At 70.6% G+C, this 24,895-nt stretch carries 21 protein-coding genes and 2 tRNA genes; 16 read left to right on the plus strand and 7 right to left on the minus strand.

Annotated elements, in window-relative coordinates:
- Window positions 1-515 precede the first annotated feature (515 nt).
- The 10 genes from Q9R26_RS14470 to Q9R26_RS14515 all read left to right on the plus strand — a co-directional run bounded on the left by Q9R26_RS14470 (window position 516) and on the right by Q9R26_RS14515 (window position 11,271).
- Entirely contained in the window at window positions 516-2,132 is a 1,617-nt protein-coding gene (locus Q9R26_RS14470) for an ABC transporter substrate-binding protein (protein WP_209134676.1), read from the plus strand.
- Between the two features lie 117 nt (window positions 2,133-2,249).
- Window positions 2,250-3,326: an ABC transporter permease gene (locus tag Q9R26_RS14475; protein ID WP_111235184.1), complete on the plus strand. Its 1,077-nt coding sequence runs from the start codon at window positions 2,250-2,252 to the stop codon at window positions 3,324-3,326.
- A 2-nt stretch (window positions 3,327-3,328) separates the two neighbouring features.
- The gene (locus Q9R26_RS14480; RefSeq protein WP_209134674.1) at window positions 3,329-4,399 is read left to right on the plus strand and encodes an ABC transporter permease; all 1,071 of its coding nucleotides are present in this window, start codon (window positions 3,329-3,331) and stop codon (window positions 4,397-4,399) included.
- Window positions 4,396-6,093 (plus strand): ABC transporter ATP-binding protein, encoded by a 1,698-nt coding sequence (locus Q9R26_RS14485; protein ID WP_311227652.1) that lies wholly within the window; start codon window positions 4,396-4,398, stop codon window positions 6,091-6,093. Before Q9R26_RS14480 ends, Q9R26_RS14485 begins: the two co-directional genes overlap by 4 nt.
- 147 nt (window positions 6,094-6,240) lie before the next feature.
- Window positions 6,241-7,170: an ATP-binding cassette domain-containing protein gene (locus tag Q9R26_RS14490; RefSeq protein ID WP_110864664.1), complete on the plus strand. Its 930-nt coding sequence runs from the start codon at window positions 6,241-6,243 to the stop codon at window positions 7,168-7,170.
- Complete coding sequence (locus Q9R26_RS14495; RefSeq protein WP_311227653.1) at window positions 7,167-8,177, plus strand: D-isomer specific 2-hydroxyacid dehydrogenase family protein; 1,011 nt, start codon at window positions 7,167-7,169, stop codon at window positions 8,175-8,177. The genes Q9R26_RS14490 and Q9R26_RS14495 overlap by 4 nt, the downstream gene beginning before the upstream one ends.
- Window positions 8,178-8,292: 115 nt before the next feature.
- Window positions 8,293-8,365: transfer RNA gene (locus tag Q9R26_RS14500), tRNA-Asn, on the plus strand.
- A 129-nt stretch (window positions 8,366-8,494) separates the two neighbouring features.
- Entirely contained in the window at window positions 8,495-10,027 is a 1,533-nt protein-coding gene (locus tag Q9R26_RS14505; RefSeq protein WP_311227654.1) for a hypothetical protein, read from the plus strand.
- Window positions 10,024-10,731 (plus strand): pentapeptide repeat-containing protein, encoded by a 708-nt coding sequence (locus Q9R26_RS14510; RefSeq protein WP_311227655.1) that lies wholly within the window; start codon window positions 10,024-10,026, stop codon window positions 10,729-10,731. Before Q9R26_RS14505 ends, Q9R26_RS14510 begins: the two co-directional genes overlap by 4 nt.
- Before the next feature lie 51 nt (window positions 10,732-10,782).
- The gene (locus tag Q9R26_RS14515) at window positions 10,783-11,271 is read left to right on the plus strand and encodes a hypothetical protein (protein ID WP_311227656.1); all 489 of its coding nucleotides are present in this window, start codon (window positions 10,783-10,785) and stop codon (window positions 11,269-11,271) included.
- Window positions 11,272-11,340: 69 nt separating this feature from the next.
- Here the strand turns inward: Q9R26_RS14515 and def are convergent, their stop codons facing one another.
- The gene (gene def / locus Q9R26_RS14520) at window positions 11,341-11,916 is read right to left on the minus strand and encodes a peptide deformylase (protein ID WP_071405349.1); all 576 of its coding nucleotides are present in this window, start codon (window positions 11,914-11,916) and stop codon (window positions 11,341-11,343) included.
- A 39-nt stretch (window positions 11,917-11,955) separates the two neighbouring features.
- Between def and Q9R26_RS14525 the strand changes: the two genes are divergently transcribed.
- The 6 genes from Q9R26_RS14525 (at window position 11,956) to Q9R26_RS14550 (ending at window position 16,946) form a co-directional block, all read left to right on the plus strand.
- Entirely contained in the window at window positions 11,956-12,870 is a 915-nt protein-coding gene (locus Q9R26_RS14525) for a DMT family transporter (protein ID WP_182066743.1), read from the plus strand.
- 143 nt (window positions 12,871-13,013) lie between these two features.
- Window positions 13,014-14,225 carry a glycosyltransferase gene (locus tag Q9R26_RS14530; RefSeq protein ID WP_311227657.1) on the plus strand — a complete coding sequence of 404 codons (1,212 nt, stop codon included), beginning with the start codon at window positions 13,014-13,016 and terminating at the stop codon, window positions 14,223-14,225.
- 13 nt (window positions 14,226-14,238) lie between these two features.
- Window positions 14,239-14,313 (plus strand) — tRNA-Ile (locus Q9R26_RS14535).
- Window positions 14,314-14,320: 7 nt separating this feature from the next.
- A complete protein-coding gene (locus Q9R26_RS14540; protein WP_182066741.1) occupies window positions 14,321-15,445 on the plus strand; it encodes an AI-2E family transporter in 1,125 nt (374 codons plus the stop codon).
- Window positions 15,442-16,287, plus strand: coding sequence for a DUF1684 domain-containing protein (locus Q9R26_RS14545; RefSeq protein ID WP_311227658.1), 846 nt, complete (start codon window positions 15,442-15,444; stop codon window positions 16,285-16,287). The genes Q9R26_RS14540 and Q9R26_RS14545 overlap by 4 nt, the downstream gene beginning before the upstream one ends.
- Window positions 16,288-16,445: 158 nt before the next feature.
- Window positions 16,446-16,946 carry a DUF3145 domain-containing protein gene (locus Q9R26_RS14550; RefSeq protein ID WP_027465337.1) on the plus strand — a complete coding sequence of 167 codons (501 nt, stop codon included), beginning with the start codon at window positions 16,446-16,448 and terminating at the stop codon, window positions 16,944-16,946.
- 98 nt (window positions 16,947-17,044) lie between these two features.
- On the opposite strand, the gene Q9R26_RS14555 is transcribed toward Q9R26_RS14550, so the two are convergent.
- The 6 genes from Q9R26_RS14555 to aceE all read right to left on the minus strand — a co-directional run bounded on the left by Q9R26_RS14555 (window position 17,045) and on the right by aceE (window position 24,841).
- On the minus strand, window positions 17,045-18,289 hold the full coding sequence (locus Q9R26_RS14555) for a beta-ketoacyl synthase (protein WP_110862099.1): 1,245 nt from the start codon (window positions 18,287-18,289) through the stop codon (window positions 17,045-17,047).
- A gap of 87 nt (window positions 18,290-18,376) precedes the next feature.
- Window positions 18,377-18,625 (minus strand): acyl carrier protein, encoded by a 249-nt coding sequence (locus tag Q9R26_RS14560; RefSeq protein WP_017886710.1) that lies wholly within the window; start codon window positions 18,623-18,625, stop codon window positions 18,377-18,379.
- 121 nt (window positions 18,626-18,746) lie between these two features.
- On the minus strand, window positions 18,747-19,799 hold the full coding sequence (locus Q9R26_RS14565; protein WP_262137852.1) for a beta-ketoacyl-ACP synthase III: 1,053 nt from the start codon (window positions 19,797-19,799) through the stop codon (window positions 18,747-18,749).
- Window positions 19,796-20,737: an ACP S-malonyltransferase gene (locus Q9R26_RS14570; protein WP_311227659.1), complete on the minus strand. Its 942-nt coding sequence runs from the start codon at window positions 20,735-20,737 to the stop codon at window positions 19,796-19,798. Before Q9R26_RS14570 ends, Q9R26_RS14565 begins: the two co-directional genes overlap by 4 nt.
- Window positions 20,738-20,862: 125 nt before the next feature.
- Complete coding sequence (locus tag Q9R26_RS14575) at window positions 20,863-22,089, minus strand: CdaR family transcriptional regulator (protein ID WP_209134662.1); 1,227 nt, start codon at window positions 22,087-22,089, stop codon at window positions 20,863-20,865.
- Between the two features lie 7 nt (window positions 22,090-22,096).
- Window positions 22,097-24,841, minus strand: a complete 2,745-nt coding sequence (gene aceE, locus Q9R26_RS14580; RefSeq protein ID WP_311227660.1) for a pyruvate dehydrogenase (acetyl-transferring), homodimeric type — start codon at window positions 24,839-24,841, stop codon at window positions 22,097-22,099.
- Window positions 24,842-24,895 lie beyond the last annotated feature (54 nt).

The following is a 24,895-nucleotide window of genomic DNA, read 5'->3' on the forward strand; positions in this document are numbered from 1 at the left end:
GACGTGCCGCGTGTGGGGCGTCGAGTGGTCGCGAAGCGTCGGTTGACAGGGGTCCGGCCGACGGAACGTGACCGCGCGGGGTGGGGCGGGCGGTGCGTCGTGACCGCTCGGCGGAAGCGAGGGGCGGGGCGGGCGCAGGGTGGGCCTCCCGGCCGGGGGTACGGGGTCGCAGGCCGCGCCGCCGGCGCACCATCGAGGTCGCACGAACTGTTGCCGGGCGTCCCATCGGACGGCAGTTCGGGCACTTCCATGACGGGAGCGGACGGGAACGGGCGGGAACGAGCGCGCGACCGCCCCGGTTGCACCACGCAACTTTCGTGCGTGACGCGCCGCTCGACTCCGGCGGAATCATGCAGCACGCAGCACGCCCGTGCATTACAGCGGTGTAAACAAATCGCCCCCGGTTCGTTCTGTTCCGTGACAGGGTGGTTCCAATGAGCGTTCCTGGCCGGGCACACAGACGTTCCACCCTCCGGCCCAGGACTCTTGCAATCATGACCAGAGAGGCAGCGGACATGGCATCCGTGACCAAGTGGGGCAAGCGCGGCATCGCGCTCGGCGCCGGTGCAGCAGCGACGGCGCTGGTGCTGACCGGCTGCGCGAGCAGCAGCGTGAGTGACACCGAACTGAACGGCCTGAGCATCGGGACGACGGACAAGATCACGTCGCTCGACCCGGCCGGTTCCTACGACAACGGCTCCTTCGCCGTGCAGAACCAGGTGTTCCCGTTCCTGATGAACACGCCCGTGGGGAGCCCGGACGTCGAGCCGGACATCGCCACGAAGGCGGAGTTCACGAACCCGACCACCTACGAGGTCACCCTCAAGGACGGGCTCGAGTTCGCGAACGGCAACAAGCTCACCTCGAGCGACGTGAAGTTCTCGTTCGACCGCGAGCTGAAGATCAACAACGAGAACGGTCCGCAGTCGCTGCTGGCCAACCTCAAGAGCATCGACACCCCGGACGACACCACCGTGGTGTTCAACCTCGACCACGCCGACCAGACCTGGCCGCAGGTGCTCTCGAGCCCCGCTGGCCCGATCGTCGACGAGGACGTCTTCAGCGCGACGAAGCTCACCAGCGCCGACGACATCGTCAAGGGCAAGGCCTTCGCCGGGCAGTACCAGATCAGCTCCTACAAGGAGAACGACACGATCCAGTACAAGACGAACCCGAAGTACGACGGCCTCCTCGGCAAGGCGAAGACCGACGAGGTCACCGCCAGCTACTACACCAAGGAGACCGACCTGAAGCTCGCCGTGCAGAAGGGCGACGTCGACGTGGCGTACCGCTCCCTGACGCCGACCGACATCTCGGACCTGCGCAAGGACGACTCCCTCAAGGTCACCGACGGCCCCGGCGGCGAGATCCGCTACGTGGTCTTCAACTTCAAGACGCAGCCGTTCGGCACCGGGCAGGACGACGCCGACGAGGCGAAGGCCCTGGCCGTGCGGCAGGCCGCCGCCGACGTGGTCGACCGTGCCCAGCTCGCGAAGGAGGTCTACAACGACACCTTCACCCCGCTCTACTCGATGGTCCCGGACGGCCTGACCGGCGCGGTCCAGCCGTTCAAGGAGATGTACGGCGACGGCGACGGCGGCGCGGACGTGGCCAAGGCGAAGAAGACGCTGTCGGACGCCGGCGTCACGGGCAAGGTGCAGCTGGACATCCAGTACGCGCCCGACCACTACGGTTCGGCCTCGGACGACGAGTACGCGCTGCTCAAGCAGCAGCTCGAGGACTCCGGTCTGTTCACCGTCAACATCCAGTCGACGGTCTACACGACCTACGCCCAGGAGCGCACCAAGGACGCCTACCCCGTGTACCAGCTCGGCTGGTTCCCGGACTTCTCCGACGCCGACAACTACCTGTCGCCGTTCTTCACCAAGGAGAACTTCGTCCAGAACCACTACGACGACCCGGAGATCCAGGACCTCATCGCGAAGGAGCAGGCCGAGTCCGACCCGGACAAGCGTGCTGACCTGATCGAGCAGGCCCAGGAGCGCGAGGCCACCCAGATCTCGACGCTGCCGCTGCTGCAGGGCAAGTCCGTCGCGGTCGCCGGCAAGGACGTCAAGGGCCTGACCCTCGACGCCTCGTTCAAGTTCCGGTACGCCACCCTGAGCAAGTAGCACCAAGCCCCACGTGCAGGCCGCGGGCGTTCCCACGAGGAGCGCCCGCGTGCCTGTGCAACGGCGACGAAAGGCACCCACCCCGTGACCCTCAGCACTCCCGAGGCGACGCAGGACGTGAACGGCACCGATCCCACCAAGCCACAGGCACAACGCAGTGCCAAGAGCAGTGGTGGCGGACTCGGCCGGTACATCCTCGTCAGGTTCCTCCTCATCATCCCGACCGTCTTCATCCTGGTGACGCTCGTGTTCTTCCTGATGCGCGTCATCGGGAACCCGATCACCGCGTCGGTCGGTGGTCGACTCACGCCGAGCCAGCTGCAGGAACGCCTGCACGCCGCCGGGTACGACCGGCCGGTGCTCGTGCAGTACTTCGAGTACCTCGGCAACATCCTGCGCGGCGACTTCGGCACCTCGTCGACGGACAACCGTCCGATCACCGACATCATCGTCACGTACGGCGGTGCGACCGCGGAGCTCGTGTTCTACGCGCTCATCGTCGCGCTCGTGCTCGGCATCCCGCTCGGCATGCTCGCCGCGTACACGCGCGACAAGTGGCCCGACGTGCTGCTCCGTGCGCTCGCGATCCTGACCTACGCCACGCCGGTGTTCTTCGGCGGTCTGCTGCTGAAGCTCGTCTTCTCGGTGTGGCTCGGCTGGCTGCCCCTCGGCGACCGTGCCTCGACCCGGGTGTCGCTCATCCTCGACGGCATCCCCGGCGCGAGCGGCATCTACATCATCGATGCACTCCGCACCGGCAACGCCGCGGTCATCGGCGACGTGCTCCAGCACGCCGTCCTGCCCGCGCTGACGCTCGGTCTGCTCACCGCCGGCATCTTCCTGCGCCTGGTGCGCGCGAACATGATCGGCTCGCTCGGCTCCGAGTACGTCGACGCCGCCCGGTCCCGCGGCGTGCGCGAGTCGCGGTTGGTGCGCACCCACGCGTTCCGTCCGGCCCTCGTGCCGATCATCACCGTGATGGGGCTGCAGATCGCGATGCTCTTGGGCGGCTCGGTGCTCACCGAGACGACCTTCGGGTGGCGCGGCCTGGGCTTCGAGCTCAACCAGTACCTGTCGGCCCGTGACTTCGTCGCGGTGCAGGGCATCGTCGCGATGCTGGCGGTGATCGTCGCGGTGACCAACTTCATCGTCGACGTCGTCGCTGCCCTCATCGACCCGAGAGTGAGGTTCTGACGATGGTCGACACCACCCTCGTCGACCGCCACGAGCCGCTCTGGAAGCGGCTCCCCGTGGTGGTCCAGCTCCGTCGGAGCACCGGCTGGCAGCGCGCCATGCTCATCGTCGGCGTGGTCATCTGCGCCCTCTACCTGCTGATCGCGGTGTTCGCCCCGCTCCTCGCCCCGTACGGCTTCGGCCAGCTGCAGGGCGCGGACGGCCAGAGCTTCCCGCGCACCGGCGCACCGAGCGCCGAGCACATCTGGGGCACCACGGTCGGCGGCTTCGACGTGTTCAGCCGGGTGCTCTACGGTGCCCGCACGGCCGTGCTCGTCGTCATCGTCGCCGTGGTCGTCTCGATCATCGTCGGCGTCCTGCTCGGCATGGTCTCCGGCTACCTGGGCGGCTGGCTGGACCGCGTCCTGGTGGTCGTGGCCGACGCCATCTACGCGTTCCCGTCGCTGCTGCTCGCGATCATCGTGTCCATCGTCATCTCCGGCGGCAACTCGAGCTACTCGGGCGGCATCATCGCGGCGGCGATCTCGATCACCGTCGTGTACGTGCCGCAGTACTTCCGCGTGGTCCGTGCCGAGGCCGTCCGGCTGAAGAACGACGCGTTCGTCGAGTCGGCGCGCGTGATGGGCACGAACCCGTGGCGCATCATGACGCGGCACGTCCTGCGGAACTCGACGCGTTCCCTGCCGCTCATCCTGACGCTCAACGCGAGCGACGCGATCCTGACCCTGGCCGGCCTCGGCTTCCTCGGGTTCGGCATCGGCCCGACGTCCGGTGCCGAATGGGGCTACGACCTGAGCCGTGCGCTCTCCGACGTCGCGAGCGGCGTCTGGTGGACCGGTGTCTACCCGGGTGTCGCCATCGTCGTGCTCGTGCTCGGTGTCACCTTCATCGGCGAGAGCCTGAACGACATCTCCGACCCCCGCCTGCGGGCACGCCGACGGCTGAAGCAGCTGGTGTCCACGCGCGACACCAAGGCAGCGCGCGATCCCAAGGCAGCGCGCGACGCCGAAGCACCGCGCGACGCCGAGGCACCGCGCAACGCCGGGAACGACACGGAAGGGACGGGCGCATGACCCCGACCACCCGCCTGCAGCCGGGCGACACCACCACCGAGCCGGTCGTCGTCGTCGACGACCTGACCGTCACGTTCGCGACCGACGGCGGTGCCGTCGACGCGGTCAAGGGCGTCAGCCTCGACGTCCGCCCCGGCGAGGTCCTCGCCCTGGTCGGCGAGTCCGGCTCCGGCAAGTCCGTCACGGCACGCAGCATGCTGCGGCTCATGCCGGAGACCGCGACCCTCGGCGGTGCGGTGCTGCTCGACGGCACCGACGTCGTGTCGGTCGGCGCGCAGAAGCTCCGCGAGCTCCGCGGGACGGCCGGGGCGATGGTGTTCCAGGAACCGTCGACCGCCCTGAACCCGGTCTTCACCGTCGGGTGGCAGATCGCCGAGGGGCTCCGCGCCCACGGCGGCATGTCCAGGAAGGAGGCACGGGCGAAGGCCATCGACTACCTCGGTCGCGTCGGCATCCCCGACCCCGAGACCCGCGTCGACCACTACCCGCACCAGTTCTCCGGTGGGCAGAAGCAGCGTGTGGTCATCGCGAGTGCACTGGCCCTCGAGCCGAGCGTCATCATCGCGGACGAGCCCACCACGGCGCTCGACGTCACGGTGCAGGCCGAGATCCTCGACCTGCTGCGGCGCTGCCGTGACGAGTTCGGCACCGCGATCGTCGTCATCACGCACAACATGGGCGTGGTCGCCGACCTGGCCGACCGCGTCGCCGTGATGTACCAGGGCGAGATCGTCGAAGAGGCAACGGCGACGGCCCTGTTCGCGACGCCGCAGGCCGAGTACACCAAGCGGCTGCTCGCGGCGGTGCCACGGCTCGAGGCGTCCACCGGGGTGGCCCGGCGCGCCGCGATCTCCGAGGACGTCACGCCGCTGGTCGAGGCGAAGGGGCTCGAGATCGAGTACCCCGGGCGGCTCGGCTCGCCGGCGTTCAAGGCGGTCAAGGGCGTCGACCTGGCGATCCGTCCGGGTGAGGTCCTCGGCCTGGTGGGGGAGTCCGGCTCGGGCAAGACCACCATCGGCCGGGCCATGGCGGGCCTGACGAAGGTCACCGGCGGTTCGCTCAAGGTCCTCGGCGCCGAGATGCTCGGGTACCGCGAACGTGACTTCAAGCACCTGCGCAAGGACATCGGGTTCGTGTTCCAGGACCCGGCGACCTCGTTCAACCCGTTGCTGACGATCGCCGAGTGCGTCGCCGAGCCGCTGGTCGTGCACAAGGAGGTCTCGAGCCCCCGTGCCGCGCGCAAGCGGGTGGACGAGCTGCTCGAGGCCGTGCAGCTGCCGGCCGCCTACGGCGACCGCTACCCGCACGAGCTCTCCGGTGGGCAGCGCCAGCGCGCGTCGCTCGCCCGGTCGCTCGCCCTCCGGCCGAAGCTGCTCATCGCCGACGAGCCGACGAGTGCGCTCGACGTCTCCGTGCAGGCGCGCGTGCTCGAGCTCTTCCTCGAGCTGCAGCAGGACCTCGGCTTCGCGTCGCTGTTCATCAGCCACGACCTGGCGGTCGTGGGCGCGCTGTCGGACCGCATCGCCGTGCTGTACCGGGGCGACCTGGTCGAGACCGGCACGACCGCGCAGGTGCTCGGCAGCCCGCAGCACCCGTACACGCAGCGCCTGCTGGCGTCGCTGCCGGTGCCGGACCCGGCGGAACAGGCGGAGCGACGGCGTACGCTGGAGCGACTGGAGAACGTCGGGTCCTGATCCGACGCGACCACACTGGAGGCCCGGCCCGCGTCGACGACGCACGCCGGGCCTCCAGGGTGGTCGCCTCCACCGCAGCACGCACGACGGACCTGCCAGGGCGGCCCGTCGCGAACCGCCGCCAGGGGGCGGCGTGGAAGGGGACCCATGATCGCGGTCAACGGACCGGCGGTCGTCGCGGACGACGTGTCGATCGAGTACCGGGGCGGACGCGGGGGCGAGTCCATCCGGGCCGTCGACGGCGTGAGCCTCACGGTCCGGCAGGGGGAGATCCTCGCCCTGCTCGGCGAGTCGGGCTCGGGCAAGTCGACCTTCGCCGCCGCCATCGCCGGGCAGCTCGGATCCCACGGCGAGGGCGAGGGCGCCCTCCGTCGGCACATCGTCGGTGGCGAGCTGACCGTGCTCGGCCAGAAGACCCGGGGCCTCCGTCCCTCGTCGCGCAAGCTCGAACGGCTGAGCGGCCGGATCGGCTACCTGCCGCAGGACGGCGCCGACCGGCTCAGCCCGGACCTGACCGTGGGCGAAGCCGTCGCCGAACCGATCTACGCACGCGACCGCCGGTTCGACCGGCGCGAGGCCGGGCTCATCGTGGCCCGGCTGCTCGACGCGGTGCACCTGCCGCTCGGGGCGATGCGCCTGAACACGTGGGAGCTCTCGAGCGGTCAGCGCCAGCGAGTCGCCCTGGCGAAGGCGCTCGTGCTCGAGCCCCAGCTCCTGGTCGCGGACGAACCAGCGCGCGGCGTCGACGTGCTCGTGCGGCAGTCCGTGCTCGAGGCCCTGGCGACCCTGCAGCGCGGCCGGCAGTTCTCCGCGGTCGTGGTGTCCAGCGACCTGCGCGAGGCCCGCGCCCTCGCCGACCGCGTCGCCGTGATGGCCGATGCCCGGCTCGTCGGGCTCGGCACCTTCGACGAGGTCCTCGACAACCCCGTCGACCCCTACGTCAAGACCCTCGCCTCGACCGCGGCCCGCGGCGTGAAGCGTCGTCCTGCACCGACGACGGCCCGCCGTTCGTCGGCGCCGCGCCGTCCGCTCGCCGCAGGCACCGGCCCGCGCACCGACCGCCAGGAGAACGCGTGAGCACCACTGCCCAGGGCCCCCGTGGGCACCGCGCCGTCGTCCCCACATCTGGTGCACCGCTGCCGATCGGGGCTCCGGAGCCCGGGCCGGTCGCCGTGCTGCCGGAACCGACGGACCTGCACGTGGACGCCGTGACCAAGGCCGGGGGCACCGTCGCGCCGCTCGACGCCGACACCCGCGGGGTCGTCTGGCTCGACCCCCGCGACCCGGCCGGCCTCGCCGACGCCCTGTCGTCCGCACCGGGGGTGGGCTGGGTGCAGCTGCCGTTCGCCGGCGTCGACGCCTTCGCGCACCTGATCCAGGAGCACGGCGACCGCGTGTTGTTCACCTCGGCCAAGGGCGCCTACGCGGAGCCGGTCGCCGAACACGCGCTGGCGCTGACCCTCGGCACGCTCCGGGTCCTGCAGAAGCGCGCCCGTGCGTCGTCGTGGGCGACCGAGCCCGAGGGTGTCTCGCTGTACGGGCGGAACGTCGTCGTGATCGGTGCCGGCGGGATCGCGCTCGAGTACCTCCGGCTGCTCGCGCCGTTCGACGTCGACGTCACCGTCGTGCGCCGCTCGCCCGACCCCGTGCCGGGAGCCGCGCGGACCGTCACCACCGACCACCTCGACCAGGTCCTGCCCGACGCCGACGTCGTGATGATCGCGGCGGCGATGACCTCGGGCACCGCGAAGCTCTTCGGCGAGCGGCAGTTCCGGATCATGAAGCCGTCCGCCCGGCTCGTGAACATCGCCCGCGGCGGACTCGTCGACACCGATGCACTGGTCGCCGCCCTGCGCACCGGAGAGATCGCCGCGGCGGGCCTCGACGTCACCGACCCCGAGCCGCTTCCCGACGGGCACCCGCTCTGGTCCGAGCCCGGTGCCGTCATCACCCCGCACCAGGCCGACACCCCGGAGATGGTCGCGCCCCTGCTCGCCGAGCGCGTCCGGCTCAACGCCGCAGCGTTCCTCGGGGGCGACGGCGAGGGCTTCGTCGGCGTCGTGGACCCGGTCGCCGGGTACTGACACGAGAGGCCCGGTGCGCGGCGCGCCCGGGCGGCGTGTCCGATGCGGTGGAGGGCCTCGTGGTCCTGCTATGCTGTTACCCGTTGTTCGCACGTCATTCGCCAGCGGACAGTGATCCTCGATAGCTCAATTGGCAGAGCAGCCGGCTGTTAACCGGCAGGTTGTTGGTTCGAGTCCAACTCGGGGAGCGACAGGTCCTCATCCCTCCGGGGTGGGGACTTTTTGCGTTCCCGACGGTCCGGCGCCTTCGTCGGGTTCAGCGTGGCCCGCTGCTAGCCTGGGCCAGCGCACCCAGATCCACGGAAGGCCACTGTTCGATGTCGTTGACCACCGAGTCCGTCACCGGGCCGACGGTCGGCGGTCGGGCAGAGCGGATCCTCGGTCGGGCGAACCAGGTGCTGGCGTCCCGGACGGCGTTCGTCGTCGTGCTCGTCGCCTTCCTGCTGATGGGCTTCCTGTTCGCCGTGACCATCCACGTGCCGGCGTCGGCCGCCCCGGACGAGGTCCGGCACATCGGCAACATCCTGTTCTACGCGGAACGGCCCTGGACGGCCGGGCCGTTCGTGCACGACGCCGCGACGTCGACGCTCCGGCTCGGCGAGGTCACGCGGTTCCCGGCGTACCTCTACTACTACGTGATGTCTTTCCCGGCGAGGGCGGCCCTGGCGGTCGGGCTGGACCAGGAGCGGACCGTGATGGTCCTGCGGGGGATCGACGTCCTGGCGGCCGGCGCCGGTCTGTGCGCCCTGCGTGTGTTGTTCCGGAACGCCGGTGTCCCGACGGCGATCGGCCTGCTCGCGATCGTCGCGACGGCCTTCACCGGTCGGTACGTCTGGCAGGCCGCGACGATCAGCTACGACGCGCCGTCGATGGCGGCGTTCTTCCTGTTCGCCGCCGTCGCGGTCAAGGTGGCACGCGGCGGTGGTCTCCGCGCGCTCGCGTGGCTGGTCGTCACCGCGATGCTCGCCCTGATGCTCAAGTACTCGCAGGCGCCACTCGTCCTCGCCGGGGCGTTCTTCGCGATCCTGTTCCGGTACCGCGTCGACGGGTTCTCGTGGCTCCGGCACCCGGTGCGGCGAGCCGTGGCGGGCTTCCGGGAGCGCCCGGGGCGGTCCGTCCTGCTGGTGGTGATCGGTGGCGTGTTGCTCGCGCTGGTCCTCGAGCGTTTCGGCGTGAACCTGCTCGTCTACCGTGCCCTCAACCCCGACTGCGCCGAGATCCACAGCCGAGCTGCGTGCATGAACTTCGACATCTTCCGCCGCAACTACAACGCGACACGCTCCCACGACCTGGCCGTCGCCGCCGGGACCCTCGAACCGTTCCGCCCGCTCGCGTTCCTGTGGACGTGGACCACCACCTACTTCCGGTCCCTCTTCTTCTTCTGGGGTCCGACCCTGCCGTGGCGGCCGAACCTCGGCGTCGTGGCCTTCGGAGCGACCGCGGTGCTCGCCGCAACCGTCATCGCAGCCACCCAGCTGCGTCGGGTGCTGCGTTCGGCTGCGACGTGGTGGCTGGCGGTCGTCCCGGTCGCCTACACGGTGGCGGTCCTCTGCTTCAACGCCGCGACGACCGTGAACCTCCGTCAGGAGTTCGCGTTCTCGGGCCGGTACCTGCTCCCGGTCCTGCCGATGATCGTCGCGGTGGTCCTGCTCGGCCTGACCGCGTGGCTCCGCCGACTGCAGGGGCACGCCGCGACGGCCGCGTGGACCGTCGTGGTCGTCGTCGGCGTCGCGTTGTTCGCGTTGTACAACCCGATCAGCGCCTTCTTCCCCTACGCCTCCTCGCCGGCCTGGTACTCCGGTTGGGCGCAGGACGTCCTGCCGCACTGGCTGACCGGGGTCCGCTCATGACCGCGGCACCGCGCACCCGCACCGTCATCGTCGTGGCGCTCACGGTCCTGTTCTTCGTGGTCATCGGCGTCGCGGCGTTCGCCCGCACCGGGGGCACGAGCGCCGGCGAACGCCAGGTCGGGTCCTGCACGGTGCGCATCGCCCCGCAGCCGGGCTCCGTGACGGCGTGCGCTGGACAGGACCTCGGCGGCGTCGACCTCGCCACCCAGGACCTCCGCCTGGCCGACCTGCACGGCGCCGACCTGCGCGTGGCCGACCTGCGCCAAGCCGTCCTGTTCGGTGCGGACCTGCGGGACGCCGACCTGCGTGGGGCGGACCTGCACGGGGTCGACCTGTACAGCGCCGACCTCACGGGGGCGGACCTGCGGCAGACGGACCTCTCCGGTGCGAACCTCGTCGGTGCCGACATCAGCAACGCGCGCCTGGACGGCGTCGACCTGACCAGCGCGAAGATCGAGGGGCTGACGGTCCGCGGCACACCGATGGAACTCGCCGACCGTCGGCTGCGCAGTCCCGACGGCGAGCGGATCGCCGTGCGCGTCGACCTGCACCTGCCGCGCGGTGTGACCTCACGCAGCTGCGTCGACCGTCTGCTCCACGCGAAGGTCGGCGTGACCGAGGTCCGGTGCCGGATGAGCACCGACGCGCGCGAGGGTCGGCTCGACCAGCGGGCGACCATCACGGTCAGCGGCCCCACCGGCTGACCGATCTCGATCGTGCGGCTGCCACCCGGTCGATGCTGTTAGCGTTCACAGGTGCACCGTTCCCATTCGCCTCGACTCACGCTCCTGGGCGTCGTCGTCGCCGTGACGGCGGTGCTCTCCGGCTGCAGCAGTGTCGGCCCGGACACCGATGCGTCCGAGGGTCCGACGAGCTCGGACACCGGCCTGGGCTCGGGCGCGTCGCCGGTGGTCTTCGCCTTCGTCTGCGACGGCGACGATTCGGACAGCGAGACCTTCACGACCTACTCGGCGGTGTGGGAAGCCGAGCGCTCCGACTGCTCGGCGAAGCGCCTGACGGGGTCGGTGCCGTCGAGCCAGCAGCGGGCCGCGGTGGCGGCGGCGCGCGGTGACGCGACCCTGGTCGAGCTCGCGAGCGCGTGCGCGGTCCGCGGCTCGGCGCCGTGGACGTCGGCGGTCGCCGACGCGCACGGTGCGCACGTGGCCGCCGGGCTCCTGCGGTACTGCCCCGGACACCCGGAGACCGACCGCCTGCGGGACGCCCTGGCTGCCTACCGGGGCTGATCCGGGCCTCCAGGCCGCCCGCCGGAGCAGTGACGGGCCGGACGGCACAGGGTGCGACCCCGACGGGCGTCAGCCCTCGGGGTGGTCGCGACCCGGCAACCAGGACTGGCCGGGGCCGCCCCAGCTGCTCTTGCGGATCGCCTTGGCGACCTGCTTGCCGTAGGGGTGCACCAGGCGGTCGGCGTAGAGCCAGCCGTCCAGGTGGTCGTACTCGTGCTGGAAGATGCGGGCCAGCCAACCGTGCGCCTCGACCTCGAACGGGGTGCCGTGCTCGTCGAAGGCCCGCAGCAGGGCGCCCTCGGAGCGGCGGAGCGGGAACCGCTCGCCCGGGATCGACAGGCAGCCCTCGGACTCCTCGTCCTCGTCGAGCTCCTCGACGGACTCGGGGACCGGGGGCGTGATCCACAGGACGGGGTTCACGGCGGCGCCCCGGTGCAGGACGTCGTCGTCGTCGGTGTACGAGTACACGAACAGGCGCTTGCCGACGCCCACCTGCGGTCCGGCCAGGCCGACGCCCGGTGCCAGGTCCATGGTCTCGAGCATGTCGGCGACGAGGGTGCGGAGGTCGTCATCGAACGCGGTGACCTCGGCTGCACGCTCGTGCAGGACGGGTTCGCCGGTGATGCGGATCGGGAGAACGGCCATTCACCCAGGTTATCCGGCGGGGGACGGTAGCCTCGACGCGTGACGACGGACCTCCAGCTGCCCGACGCCGTGAGCAACCTCACGCCGTTCCAGGCGCTGATGATCCCGGTGGCGCTGATCGGTGCGGTGTTCCTGTCGCTCGGGGCGCAGTTCCAGAGCCGCGGGGTGCAGCGGGTCGAGGCGCGTCTCGGTCGGCAGTCGAAGGGGCTGAGTGTCCGGCACGTGGTCGGGCTCGTCTCGAGTGGCTACTGGGTGCTCGGCACGCTCATGCTCGGCATCGCGGTGGTGCTCCAGCTCGTCAGCATCACGTTCGCGCCCCTGATCGTCGTGCAGCCGCTGGGTGCCGTCGCGCTGGTCATCACGACGTGGTTCTCGTCGCGGTCGTCCGGTGTGCCGCTGGGGCGTCGTGCGCGGCGGGCGGTGTGGACGTGCATCATCGGCGTCGGCATCTTCGTCGGGATCGCGGCGTTCGTCGGGCACGAGAGCGCGATCACCCGGCAGCAGCTCGTCACCGTGCTGGTGATCCTCGCCGTCGTGCTGGTGCTCGTGCTGGTGTCGTTCCGTCTGGTGGCCAAGCACCGCAGTGCGCTCTACTACATCGTCGGGGCGGGGGTGCTCTACGGGTTCGTGGCGACGCTGGCCAAGGTCGTGCTGAACCGGTTCGTGAACGGCACCTTCGACTGGCTCACCGTGCTCGCCATCGTCGGGGTGGTCGTGGCGGCGTCGCTCGGCGGGTACTTCGTGCAGAACGCGTACTCGAGCGGTTCGGCCGACCTCGTGATCGCGGGGCTGACGGTGATCGATCCGATCGTCGCGGTCGGCATCGGCGTCATCGTGCTCGACGAGGCCTCGGGGGCGCCGTGGTTCGCGGTCGCGGGCTTCGTGGTGGCCGCGGGCATCGCGATCACCGGGGTGTTCCTGCTCGCCAAGCACCACCCGCAGACCCGGGCCTGATGTCGGTCGCCGCGCACCGCGCGCTGTACTCGCCGCCTCCCCGGTGGTCGCCGCCCTCATCCGCGCGGCTGACGCGACCGTCGATCCTGGTGCGATAGCGTCACTGCCGACCAGCCATCGCCCACGAGAGGACGAACTCAGCCGTGTCAGGAGACGCCACCACCGCCACCGCCGGACCGACGGAAGCGACGGGCGGTCACCGACCGTTGCGCGTGCTGATCGCAGCGGACACCTTCGCCCCCGACGTCAACGGCGCCGCCACCTTCGCCGAGCAGCTCGCCGTCGGCCTGGCCGAGCGTGGGCACGAGGTGCACGTCGTGGCCCCGGCCTCGAGCCGTCACTACGGCACGTTCGACGAGGAGCACCACGGCGTCACGCTCGTCGTGCACCGCCTGAAGTCGTACAAGTGGCCGCTGCACCCGTGGCTGCGCTTCGTGTGGCCGTGGAGCGTCCGGAAGTGGACCGGCCCGATCCTCGACGCCGTCAAGCCCGACGTGCTGCACATCCAGTCGCACGTGGTCATTGGCCGCGGCATCGTGCACGAGGCGAACGACCGCGGCATCCGGGTCATCGCGACGAACCACTTCATGCCGGAGAACCTGCTCGAGTACACCCCGTTCGGCAAGTGGACGCTGCCCCTCGCGCTGAAGATCGCGTGGAGCGACGCCGCCAAGACCTACCGGCTGGCCGACACCATCACGACGCCGACGAACCTGGCCGCCGACTACCTGCGGAAGGCCATCGCCGGCCAGCAGGTCCTGGCGATCTCGTGCGGCATCGACGCGTCCCGGTACGTGGCACGCGAGGGACGCCCGGTCAACAACGACATCGTCTTCGTGGGTCGTGTGGCCCCCGAGAAGAACCTCGACGTGCTGGTCCGTGCGGTGGCGCTGCTGCCCGCCGAGCTGTCCGCGACACTGACCATCGTCGGCGACGGCGAAATGATCCCGAAGCTCACCGCCTTGGCGAAGGAGCTCGGGCTCGAGGACCGCGTGCGGTTCCTGGGCTTCGTCTCCGACGAGCGCAAGCAGGAGGCCCTGACCAACGCGACGGTGTTCGCGATGCCGTCCACGGCGGAACTGCAGAGCATCTCGTCGCTCGAGGGGATGGCCTCGGGGCTGCCCGTCGTCGCCGCCGACTCGATGGCGCTGCCGCACCTGATCGACGGCAACGGGCACCTGTTCGCGCCGGGCGACGTGGCCGACCTGGCGGCGAAGCTCACGGCGGTGCTCACCGCGCCCGAGTCGGCGTACGTGGCGATGCGGGAGCGCAGTCTGGCCATGATCGAGGCACACGACATCAACCGCACGCTGTCGACGTTCGAGTCGCTGTATCGTGGTGAGCCGGTGGCCTGAGGGTCTCCGGCGAGGGGCGGTAGCCAAGCTGGTCAAGGCAGTCGGCTCATAACCGAACGATCCGCGGGTTCGAGTCCCGCCCGCCCTACGTGCACATGCCAAGGAAGCGCGACACGTCGCAGGACGACCACGCACCGACACCGAACGTCACCTTCGAGGTGACCCGTGGCGGAACCGGCGTGCGCGTCAACGCCTTCCGCCTCGGGTTCATGGGTGCCATCGGGGTGCTCGTCGCGCTGCTCGCCGGTGCGATCATCAACGAGCTCAGCACGGTGCTGGTCTACATCGGTGTCGCACTGTTCCTGGCGCTCGGGATCGACCCCCTCGTGTCGTTCCTGGAGCGGATCATCCCGCGCTGGTCCGCCATCACGATCGTCGTGGTCGCGGTGCTCGGGGCCTTCGCCGGCATCGTGTTCGCCGTGGTGCCGATCCTGGTGGAGCAGGCGTCGAACCTGATCCAGAACTTCCCCGACATCGTGCAGGACATCTCGCAGCAGCAGTGGGTGCAGGACCTGTCGAAGCAGTTCGCCGGGTCGTTCGACATCGACCACGCCCTGCAGTCGCTGCAGTCGTTCGTCGAGAAGCCGGGCAACCTGCTCAGCGTCGGCGGCGGGATCCTGGCGGTCGGCAGCGGCATCCTGTCCGGCGTCACCGGGGCGCTCATCGTCATCATCCTGATGCTCTACTTCCTCGCGTCGATGCGGGGCATGAAGCGTGCGACGTACCGGTTCGTGCCGGCGTCGCGCCGCCAGAACTTCATCGACGTGAGCGAGCAGATCACGCAGGCCGTCGGCCGGTACGTCGTCGGGCAGGTGTCGCAGGCGCTCATCAACGGCATCCTGAGCTTCGTCTTCCTGCTCATCATCGGGGCGCCGCTGCCGGTGCTGCTCGCGTCGTTCGCGTTCCTCGGCTCACTCATCCCGCTCGTCGGCACGCTCGCCGCCGCGATCGTGATCTCGCTGCTCTGCTTCTTCGCATCGCCGGCGACCGCCCTCGCCGCCGCGATCTACTACCTGGTCTACATGCAGGTCGAGGCCTACCTGATCTCCCCGCGGATCATGTCGCGCGCGGTCCAGGTACCCGGCGCGCTCGTGGTCATCGCGGCGGTCGCGGGCGGCACGATCGGCGGGGTGCTCGGCGCGCTCGTGGCGCTGCCCGTCGCAGCGTCCGTCATCATCATCGTGCAGAAGGTCATCTACCCCCGCCAGGAGCAGGCGTGACGAGCGGCACCGGCGCACCCGACGACACGGCCGTCGCCGCCTTCACCGAGCACGCCCACGACCGTGACCGCTGGGCGCGCAGTGCGCGTGGGCCACTCGCCCTGGTGAACGCCCAGCACGTCGACCACCCGCAGCCGGTCTGGCCGGTCCCCGGCACGTGGGCACCGGCCGTCGGCGGACTCACCGTGACGGCCGAGGCATCCGACGGCGTCGTCGTCGACGGCGTCCCGGTCGACGGTACGGTCCTGGTGGCCGGGGACACCGCCGTCGTGCCGTCGACCGTCGCGCTGCCGGACGGCCTCGCCGGCACCGTCAGCGGCGACACCCTGCGCGTCTGGGACCCGTCGTCCGAGGCGGTCGCCCGCTTCGCGCAGATCGCCCGCTTCGCGTGGTCCGGCGACTGGGTGACGTCCGGCACGTACGTCCCGCTGGCGGCAGACGCCCTGGAGGCCCGTGGCAGCGTCCGCGACGCCGCCGGCGACGCCCTGCCGGTCGCCGGACACGTCGAGACCGTCGTGGGTGGTGCCACGGTGCGGTTCGTCGCCGTCCGGTCGGCCGCCCACCGCGGAGCCCCGCGGCTGCAGCTCATCGTGCAGGACGCCACGAGTGCCCTGGCCGAGGACGACCCGGGCAGCACCTACTCGATGGGTCGGTTCCTGTACCTCGACGACCCGGGTGCCGAGGCCACGGTCGAGCTCGACTGGAATCGCCTGGTCCTGCCGCCGTGCGCGTTCTCGTACCAGTACGCGTGCCCGATCCCACCGGAGGACAACCGCGTCCCGGTGCGGATCACGGCGGGGGAGCGACACCCGATCGACGCGAACGGTGCCGTCCTGCACTGATCGGGGTCGGGTCCTTGCCGTTCCCAGCCGCAGCGCTGCATAATGGGCGTGTCCCGTCGGGACATCACAATCGCATACCGATGGTTCCGTGGCCCCTCGGGTCAGGATCCTCCGCACCAGGTCGATGGGGAAGTCGCACCTGACGTATCGGAGGAACCGTGAACGGAACGACGACAGGAGTGCTCTACGTGCACTCCTCACCCCGCGCGCTCTGCCCGCACGTCGAATGGGCAGCAGGTCGCGCGATGAACCGCGCCGTGAACTTCTCGTGGCTCGACCAGCCCGCACAGGACGGTGCGCGCCGGACCGAGTACACGTGGACCGGTGCCGTGGGTGCCGGTGCCGCGATCGCGTCGGCCCTGCGCGGGTGGGAACACCTGCGGTACGAGGTCACCGAGGAGCCGACGAGTGCCTCGGACGGCGGCCGTTGGATGCACACGCCCGACCTCGGCGTGTTCTACGCGCAGACCGACGTCACGGGCAACATGGTCATCCCCGAGGACCGGGTGCGCTACGCGATGGAGGTCGCGGGCAGCAACGCCCTCGAGCTGCACCGTGAGCTCCGACTCGCCCTCGGGCAGGCCTGGGACGACGAGCTCGAGCCCTTCCGCCACGCGGCCGAGGGCAACCCGGTCGTCTGGCTGCACCGCGTCGGCTGACCCGACCGCCGGACCGGGCACCGGAACGACGGAAGCCCGCCCCGACGACGCGGGACGGGCCTCCAGGCCGGGGCGGACGTGCCCCGGGGACGGACGGATCAGACGCTGCGGAACGCGACCACGGCGTTGTGGCCGCCGAAGCCGAACGAGTTGCTGACCGCGAGCAGGTCGCCCTCGGGCAGCGCACGCGGCTCGCGGGCCACGTCCATGACGATCTCCGGGTCCTGGTCGTGCAGGTTGATCGTCGGCGGGGCGACGCGGTTGTGCAGCGCGAGGACGGTGAAGACCGCCTCGATCGCACCCGCACCACCGAGCAGGTGTCCCGTCGAGGCCTTGGTCGCGGACACCACGACGTCGTCCAGGTGGTCGCCGAAGACGCGACGCATCGCGTGGTACTCGGCGACGTCACCGACCGGGGTCGAGGTGGCGTGGGCGTTCACGTGCACGACGTCCTCGCGGCTGGCGTCGGCGTGCTCGAGTGCCTGCAGAACGGCACGGGCGGCGGCGCTGCCCTCGGGGTCCGGCGCGGTGATGTGGAAGGCATCGGAGGTGATGCCGGCACCGGCGACCTCGGCGTAGATGGTCGCGCCGCGGGCTTCCGCGTGCTCCTTCGACTCGAGGATGAGCGCCGCTGCGCCGTCACCGAGCACGAAGCCGTCACGCGTGACGTCGTACGGACGCGACGCGGTCTCGGGGGAGTCGTTGCGGCGCGACAGGGCCTGCATCGCGGCGAACGCGGCCAGCGGGAGCGGGTGCAGCGCTGCCTCGGCGCCACCGGTGATGACGATGTCGGCGTCGCCGTCGGCGATGTGCCGGTACGCCTCGGCCAGCGACTCGGTCGAGGACGCGCAGGCGGACAGGTAGGTGCGGGCACCACCACGGGCGCCGAACTCCATCTCGATGGCGGCGGCCGGGCCGTTCGCCATGAGCATCGGGACCGTCATCGGCAGGACGCGACGCGGACCCTTCTCGCGCAGGGTGTCCCAGGCGTCGAGCAGCGTGTTCACACCGCCGATGCCGGTCGCCCAGTCGACGATCAGGCGCTCGGGGACGACCGACTCGTCGTCGATGCCGGCGTCGGCCCAGGCCTCGCGTGCCGCGACGAGCGACAGCTGCGACGAGGGGTCGAGCCGCTTCGACTCCGGGCGGGTGAGCTGGTCGGTGAGGAACCGCCGCGCCTGGCCGGCGAACTCCACGGGGAGTTCGAGCTCGGCGTAGCGGGGGTCCTCGATGCGGGTGATGCCGGACTTGCCGGCGAGCAGCGCGTCCCAGGTGTCCGGGGCGGTCGCGGCGAGGGGTGAGATCGCACCGATCCCGGTGACGACGACGGTCTTCTTGGTCATGGAACGACGTGTTCTTTCGTTGGGGTGAACAAGATGAGCGCCGCGGCCCACAGGGGTCCGCGGGCCGCGGCGCTCAGGAAGCTCGTGTCAGGCCTGGGCCTTGACGATGTAGTCGACCGCGTTGCCCACGGTCTTGAGGTTCTTGACCTCTTCGTCCGGGATCTTCACGTCGAACTTCTCCTCGGCGTTGACCACGATGGTCATCATCGAGATGGAGTCGATGTCGAGGTCGTCCGTGAAGGACTTGTCGGCGGCGACGGTGTCGGTGGCGATACCGGTCTCGTCGTTGATCAGCTCGGCCAGGCCGGCGAGGACTTCTTCGTTGGACAGGGCCATGAGTGTTCTCCTTGAAGGGGGGTGTCGTTTGACCGTTGACCAGCCTAGGGCACGCGGGGTCCGGGTGCGCGGAGGCTCGTCGGGATGGGTCCGGCCGCGTGGTGGTGCGACCGGGAGGGGATCAGGGGAGGACGACCACCTGCGCGCCGAACACGAGTCCGGCGCCGAAGCCGATCTGCAGGGCGAGGCCGCCCGACAGGTCCGGGTGCTCCTCGAGCAGGCGGTGCGTGGCGAGCGGGATGCTCGCGGCGGAGGTGTTGCCGGTGGTGGTGATGTCGCGGGCGATCGTCACCGTCTCGGGCAGGCCGAGCTGCTTCGCGAACTCGTCGATGATCCGGATGTTCGCCTGGTGCGGCACGAACGCGGCGAGGTCTTCGGGGCGGACCCCGGCGGTCTCGAGCGCCTGGCGCGCGACCTTGACCATCTCCCAGACGGCCCAGCGGAACACCGTCTGCCCGGCTTGGCGCATCGTGGGACGGGGTGCCCCGGCCTCCCACTCGTTGTAGGTCGCGGTCATGCCGATGGCGTCCCACTTCGAGCCGTCGGAGCCCCAGATGGTGGGGGCGATGCCCGGGAAGTCGCTCGGGCCGATCACCGCGGCGCCGGCACCGTCCCCGAGCAGGAACGAGATCGAGCGGTCGGTCGGGTCGACGACGTCGCTGAGCTTCTCGGCCCCGACGACCAGGACGTGGTCGGCGAGTCCGGACTTGATGAACGAGTCCGCCTGGGCGATGCCGTAGGCGTACCCGGCACAGGCGGCGCTGATGTCGTACGCGGCGGCCGGGGTGGCACCGATGCGCTCGGCGAGCAGCGACGCCATCGACGGGGTCGCGACGGTGTGCGTGACGGTGCTCACGAGCACGACGCCGATCTGGGACGGCTCGATGCCGGCCTTCGCGATGGCCTCGCGCGCGGCCGCCTCGGCGAGGTCGACCGCCTCGACGTCCTTGCCGGCGCGCTTGCGGGTGATGATGCCGGTGCGCTGGCGGATCCACTCGTCGGACGAGTCGATCGGGCCGACGAGGTCGTCGTTCGGCACGACGTTCTCGCCGCGGGCGGCGCCGAACGCCAGGATCCGGGTGAAGTCGTGGCCACGGCGCTGCTGGAGCAGCGGGCGCGCGGATCCGGTCGGGAGGCCCGTGGGGGCGTCCGTCGGGGTGGTCGGGTCGGTCATGCGGTTGCGTCTGCTTCCTGGCCCGCGCGCTGCAGCAGGTCGATCGCTGCAGGCAGGTCGTCGGGGGTCTTGATGGCGACGGTCGGCGTGCCGCGGAGGCCGCGCTTCGCCAGGCCGACGAGGGCACCGGCGGGTGCGAGCTCGATGATGCCGGTCACGCCGGCGGCGGAGAAGGACTCCATGACCGCGTCCCAGTGCACGGGGTTCGCGATCTGCTGGACCATCAGGTCGACGAAGCGGCGACCGTCGTCGACCCGGGCGCCGTCGGCGTTGGTCCAGATCGGCAGGGTCGGGTCCTGCACGGTGGCGGCAGCCGCGACCGGGGCGACGCGCTCGACGGCGGGCGCCATGTAGCGGGTGTGGAAGGCGCCGGCCACGGCGAGCGGGATGACGCGGGCCTTCGCGGGCGGGTCGGCGGCGAGGGCGGCGATGGCGTCGGCTGCACCGGCGACGACGGTCTGGCCGCCACCGTTGTGGTTCGCGGGCACCAGACCGTGCTCGGCGAGGGCTGCGGTCACGGCGTCGGCGTCACCACCGAGCACGGCGGCCATCGAGGTCGGCTCGAGCGCTGCGGAGTCGGCCATTGCCCGGCCACGCTCGGCGACCAGTGCGACGGCGTCGGTCGGCTCGAGGATCCCGGCGACCGCGGCGGCGGTGAACTCGCCCACCGAGTGTCCGGCGACCCCGCCCACCAGGGCGCGACGGCCATCGGCGAGCAGCGCGTCCGCGGTCACCAGGCCGGCGGCGACGATGAGGGGCTGTGCGAGTGCGGTGTCCTTGATGGTGTCCGCGTCGGAGTTCGTGCCGTGCTCGGCGAGGTCGACGCCGATCGACTCCGACCACTGCCCGACTCGTTCACGAACGGTGGCGTCCTCGAGCCAGGGGGCGAGGAAGCCGGGGGTCTGGGAGCCCTGTCCGGGCGCGACGACGACGATCACCGGACAATCCTCGCGTTCTCGTCCCGCGGGGCCCGTGTGGACTTCCCACACGAATCCCCGCGGGACATTGTCGGTTCTCTACCGTCTGGCGTGTTCTGCTGGCCGGCGTTCTGCCGCGGGGCGCGCTACCGCCGTGGGGTGGTGCGGCGGCGTCCGGTCGCGGACTCGGACATCGCGCCGAGGATGAGCGCCGACTGCACGATCAGGGCGTCGCGGGCGTGCGTGGCGTCCCAGCCGATGATGTCGGCGACCCGGCGCAGGCGGTAGCGCACGGTGTTCGGGTGCACGAAGAGCTCGCGCGCCGTCGCCTCGAGCGAGCGGCCGGTGTCCAGGTAGCACCACAGCGTCTGCAGGAGCTCGGTCGACTGGTCCTTGAGTGGGACGTAGATGCGCTGCACCAGGGCCGACCGGGCGAGCGGGTCGCCCGCCAGCGCACGTTCGGGCAGCAGGTCGTCGGCCAGGGCCGGACGGGGCACGCCGCGCCAGGCACGCGCGACGGCGAACCCGGCGAGGGCCGCCTTCGCGCTGGTCGACGCGTCGACCACCCCGGGGACCTCGTTGCCGAGCACCAGGTGCCCGTCACCGAACAGCGGTTCGAGGGCCTGCGCGATGGTCGTGAAGGAGACGGGCTCCTCGCCCTCGGGGACGTCGTCGCGAGGGGTGGAGCGGCCGATCACCACGACGAGCCGCGACCCCTGGACCCCGACGAGCACGTCGGCGTCCATGTGCCGAGCGGTGCGCCGGACCTGGTCGACCTCGAGCTGCTTCGGTGCGGTGCCGACGAGCACCGCGACCTCGCCGTGGCCGTGCCACCCGAGGGCGGCGATGCGGGAGGGCAGTTCGTCGTCGTACTCGCCGGAGAGGATCGAGTCGACCACGAGCGCTTCGAGCCGGGCGTCCCACAGGCCGCGGGCCTCGGCCGCACGGGCGTAGACGTCGGCCGCGGCGAACGCGATGTCGCGGGAGTACTTGAGGATCGCCTCCTGCAGCATCTCGTCGTCGGCGGCGCGTTCCTCGACCACGGTCACCACGACGCGGATGAGCTGCAGGGTCTGCTGCAGGCTCACCGAGCGCAGGAGTTCCCGCGGTGCGGACCCGAAGACGTCGGCCGCGGCGATCCACGGCGTCGACGCGGTGCCCTCGAGCCAGCTGATGAACGAGGTGATGCCGGCCTGGGCGACGAGGCCCACGGCGGAGCGGCGCCCCGGCGGCATCTCGCTGTACCAGGGGAGCGTGTCCTCGAGCCGCTTGATCGTGGCGGTGGAGAGTTCTCCGGACACCTGACGGAGCCAGGAGAGCGCACGCTCGCGCGCGCTCTCCTGGCTCTCGTGGTCCGGGCGGACCGTCGTCACGGGTTGATCAGCTCTCGCCGCCCGCGCTGCCGGTGGTGCCGGCGGTCACGTCGTGCAGGCGGTACTTGTCGATCGCCTGCTGGACGAGCGCCCCGTCGACCTTGCCCTGGCGGGCGAGCTGCTGCAGCGTCCGCACGACGACCGAGGGGCCGTCGATGTGGAAGAAGCGGCGAGCGGCCGGACGGGTGTCCGAGAAGCCGAAGCCGTCGGCGCCGAGCGTGGCGTAGTCGGTCGGCACGAACGGGCGGATCTGCTCCTGCACCAGGTGCATGAAGTCGCTCACGGCGACGACCGGTCCCTCGGTACCGAGCAGACGCTCGGTGACGAACGGCGTGCGGGCCTGCTCGTTCGGGTTGAGGAACGCCTGCTGCTCGGCGGCCACACCGTCGCGGTACAGCTCACCCCAGCTCGTGACGCTCCACACGTCGGCCGACACGCCCCAGTCCTCGGCGAGGAGCTGCTGCGCCTCGAGGATCCACGGCACGGCGACACCGGACGCGAGCAGCTGGGCCTTCGGGCCGTCGTGCTCGCTCGGCTTGAGCAGGTACATGCCCTTGAGGATGCCCTCGACGTCGACGCCCTCGGGCTCGGCCGGCTGGACCAGCGGCTCGTTGTAGACCGTCAGGTAGTACATGACGTTCGGGTCGGCGTGCTTCGGCGAGCCGTCCTCGTTCGTGCCGTACATGCGGTCGAGGCCGGCCTGCACGATGTGGCCGATCTCGTAGCCGTACGCCGGGTCGTACGAGACGACCGCCGGGTTCGTCGTGGCGAGGAGCGGCGAGTGGCCGTCCGCGTGCTGCAGGCCCTCGCCCGTCAGCGTGGTGCGGCCGGCCGTCGCGCCGATCATGAAGCCACGGGTCATCTGGTCGCCGGCGGCCCAGATGGCGTCGCCGGTGCGCTGGAACCCGAACATCGAGTAGAAGACGTAGACCGGGATGAGCGGCTCGCCCTGCGTCGAGTACGAGGTACCGACCGCGGTGAACGCCGCGAGGGCGCCCGCCTCGTTGATGCCGACGTGGATGATCTGGCCCTGCGGGCTCTCCTTGTAGGCCAACAGGAGCTCGCGGTCGACCGACGTGTAGTGCTGGCCGTTCGGGTTGTAGATCTTCGCCGACGGGAAGTAGGCGTCCATGCCGAACGTGCGTGCCTCGTCCGGGATGATCGGGACCACGCGGTCACCGAAGTCGGGCGATCGCAGCAGGTCCTTCAGCAGGCGCGCGAACGCCATGGTGGTGGCGACCTCCTGCTTGCCGGAGCCCTTCTTGACGACCTGGTACTTCGAGTCGTCCGGCAGCGTGAACTGCGTGTACTTCGTGCGGCGTTCCGGCACGTAGCCACCGAGCGCGCGACGACGCTCGTGCATGTACTGGATCGCCTCGTCGTCGTTCCCCGGGTGGTAGTACGGCGGCGTGTACGGGTTCTCTTCCAGCTGCGCGTCGGAGATCGGGATGCGCATCTCGTCGCGGAACTGCTTGAGGTTGTCGAGCGTGAGCTTCTTCATCTGGTGGGTCGCGTTGCGGCCCTCGAAGCTCGGGCCGAGGCCGTAGCCCTTGACCGTCTTGGCCAGGATGACGGTCGGCTGGCCCTTGTGCTCGGTCGCGGCCTTGAACGCGGCGTAGACCTTGCGGTAGTCGTGGCCACCGCGCTTGAGGTTCCAGATCTGGTCGTCGGTGTAGTCCTCGACGAGCTCGAGCGCCTTCGGGTCGCGCCCGAAGAAGTTCTCGCGCACGTAGGCACCGTTCTCGGCCTTGTACGTCTGGTAGTCGCCGTCCGGCGTCTGGTTCATCAGGTTGAGGAGCGCGCCCTCGGTGTCACGGGCGAGCAGGTCGTCCCACTCGCGGCCCCAGACGACCTTGATGACGTTCCAGCCCGCACCGCGGAAGAACGCCTCGAGTTCCTGGATGATCTTGCCGTTGCCACGGACCGGACCGTCGAGTCGCTGCAGGTTGCAGTTGATGACGAAGTTCAGGTTGTCGAGGCCGTCGTTCGCTGCGACCTGGAGCTGCCCGCGGGACTCGACCTCGTCCATCTCGCCGTCGCCCAGGAACGCCCAGACCTGCTGGTCCATGGCGTCCTTGATGCCGCGGTTCGAGAGGTACTTGGCCTGCTGCGCCTGGTAGATCGCGTTGATCGGGCCGATGCCCATCGACACGGTCGGGAACTGCCAGAAGTGCGGCATGAGGCGCGGGTGCGGGTACGAGGACAGGCCGCCGCCGGCGTGCGACTTCTCCTGCCGGAACCCGTCGAGCTGGTCCTCGGAGAGGCGCCCTTCCATGTACGCGCGGGCGTACATGCCGGGGGAGGCGTGGCCCTGGAAGAACACCTGGTCGCCACCGGAGGGGTGGTCCTGCGCGCGGAAGAAGTGGTTGTAGCCGACCTCGTACATCGCGGCGCTCGACGCGTACGTCGAGATGTGCCCGCCGACCGCGATGCCCGGACGCTGTGCGCGGTGCACCGTGATGGCCGCGTTCCAGCGGATCCAGCGGCGGTACCGGCGCTCCAGCTCTTCGTCGCCGGGGAACTCCGGCTCGTTCTCCGGCGCGATGGTGTTCACGTAGTCCGTCGTCGGGACCATCGGCACACCGAGGTGCAGTTCCTTGGACCGCTTGAGCAGGCTCAGCATGATCTCGCGACCGCGCTGGTGTCCGTGGGTCTGGACCAGCCCGTCGAGGGACTCACGCCATTCGGCGGTCTCCTGCGGATCCTGGTCGTTCGCCCCGGTGCTGTACGGGTCCTGGTCGTTCACCGTCACCCTTGACCTCGTTCGTTCTCGTGGTGGTGGACATGGTGGCTCCGGTGGTCGGGT

Source organism: Curtobacterium sp. BRB10 (genome assembly GCF_031844325.1).
Classification (GTDB): Bacteria; Actinomycetota; Actinomycetes; order Actinomycetales; family Microbacteriaceae; genus Curtobacterium; species Curtobacterium poinsettiae_A.

Coding starts and splice junctions, on each gene's coding strand:
- Q9R26_RS14470 (WP_209134676.1), top strand. CDS start 516: ATGGCATCCGTGACCAAGTGGGGCAAGCGCGGCATCGCGCTCGGCGCC.
- Q9R26_RS14480 (WP_209134674.1), top strand. CDS start 3,329: ATGGTCGACACCACCCTCGTCGACCGCCACGAGCCGCTCTGGAAGCGG.
- Q9R26_RS14485 (WP_311227652.1), top strand. CDS start 4,396: ATGACCCCGACCACCCGCCTGCAGCCGGGCGACACCACCACCGAGCCG.
- Q9R26_RS14490 (WP_110864664.1), top strand. CDS start 6,241: ATGATCGCGGTCAACGGACCGGCGGTCGTCGCGGACGACGTGTCGATC.
- Q9R26_RS14505 (WP_311227654.1), top strand. CDS start 8,495: ATGTCGTTGACCACCGAGTCCGTCACCGGGCCGACGGTCGGCGGTCGG.
- Q9R26_RS14510 (WP_311227655.1), top strand. CDS start 10,024: ATGACCGCGGCACCGCGCACCCGCACCGTCATCGTCGTGGCGCTCACG.
- def (WP_071405349.1), bottom strand. CDS start 11,916: ATGGCCGTTCTCCCGATCCGCATCACCGGCGAACCCGTCCTGCACGAG.
- Q9R26_RS14540 (WP_182066741.1), top strand. CDS start 14,321: ATGCCAAGGAAGCGCGACACGTCGCAGGACGACCACGCACCGACACCG.
- Q9R26_RS14555 (WP_110862099.1), bottom strand. CDS start 18,289: ATGACCAAGAAGACCGTCGTCGTCACCGGGATCGGTGCGATCTCACCC.
- Q9R26_RS14560 (WP_017886710.1), bottom strand. CDS start 18,625: ATGGCCCTGTCCAACGAAGAAGTCCTCGCCGGCCTGGCCGAGCTGATC.
- Q9R26_RS14565 (WP_262137852.1), bottom strand. CDS start 19,799: ATGACCGACCCGACCACCCCGACGGACGCCCCCACGGGCCTCCCGACC.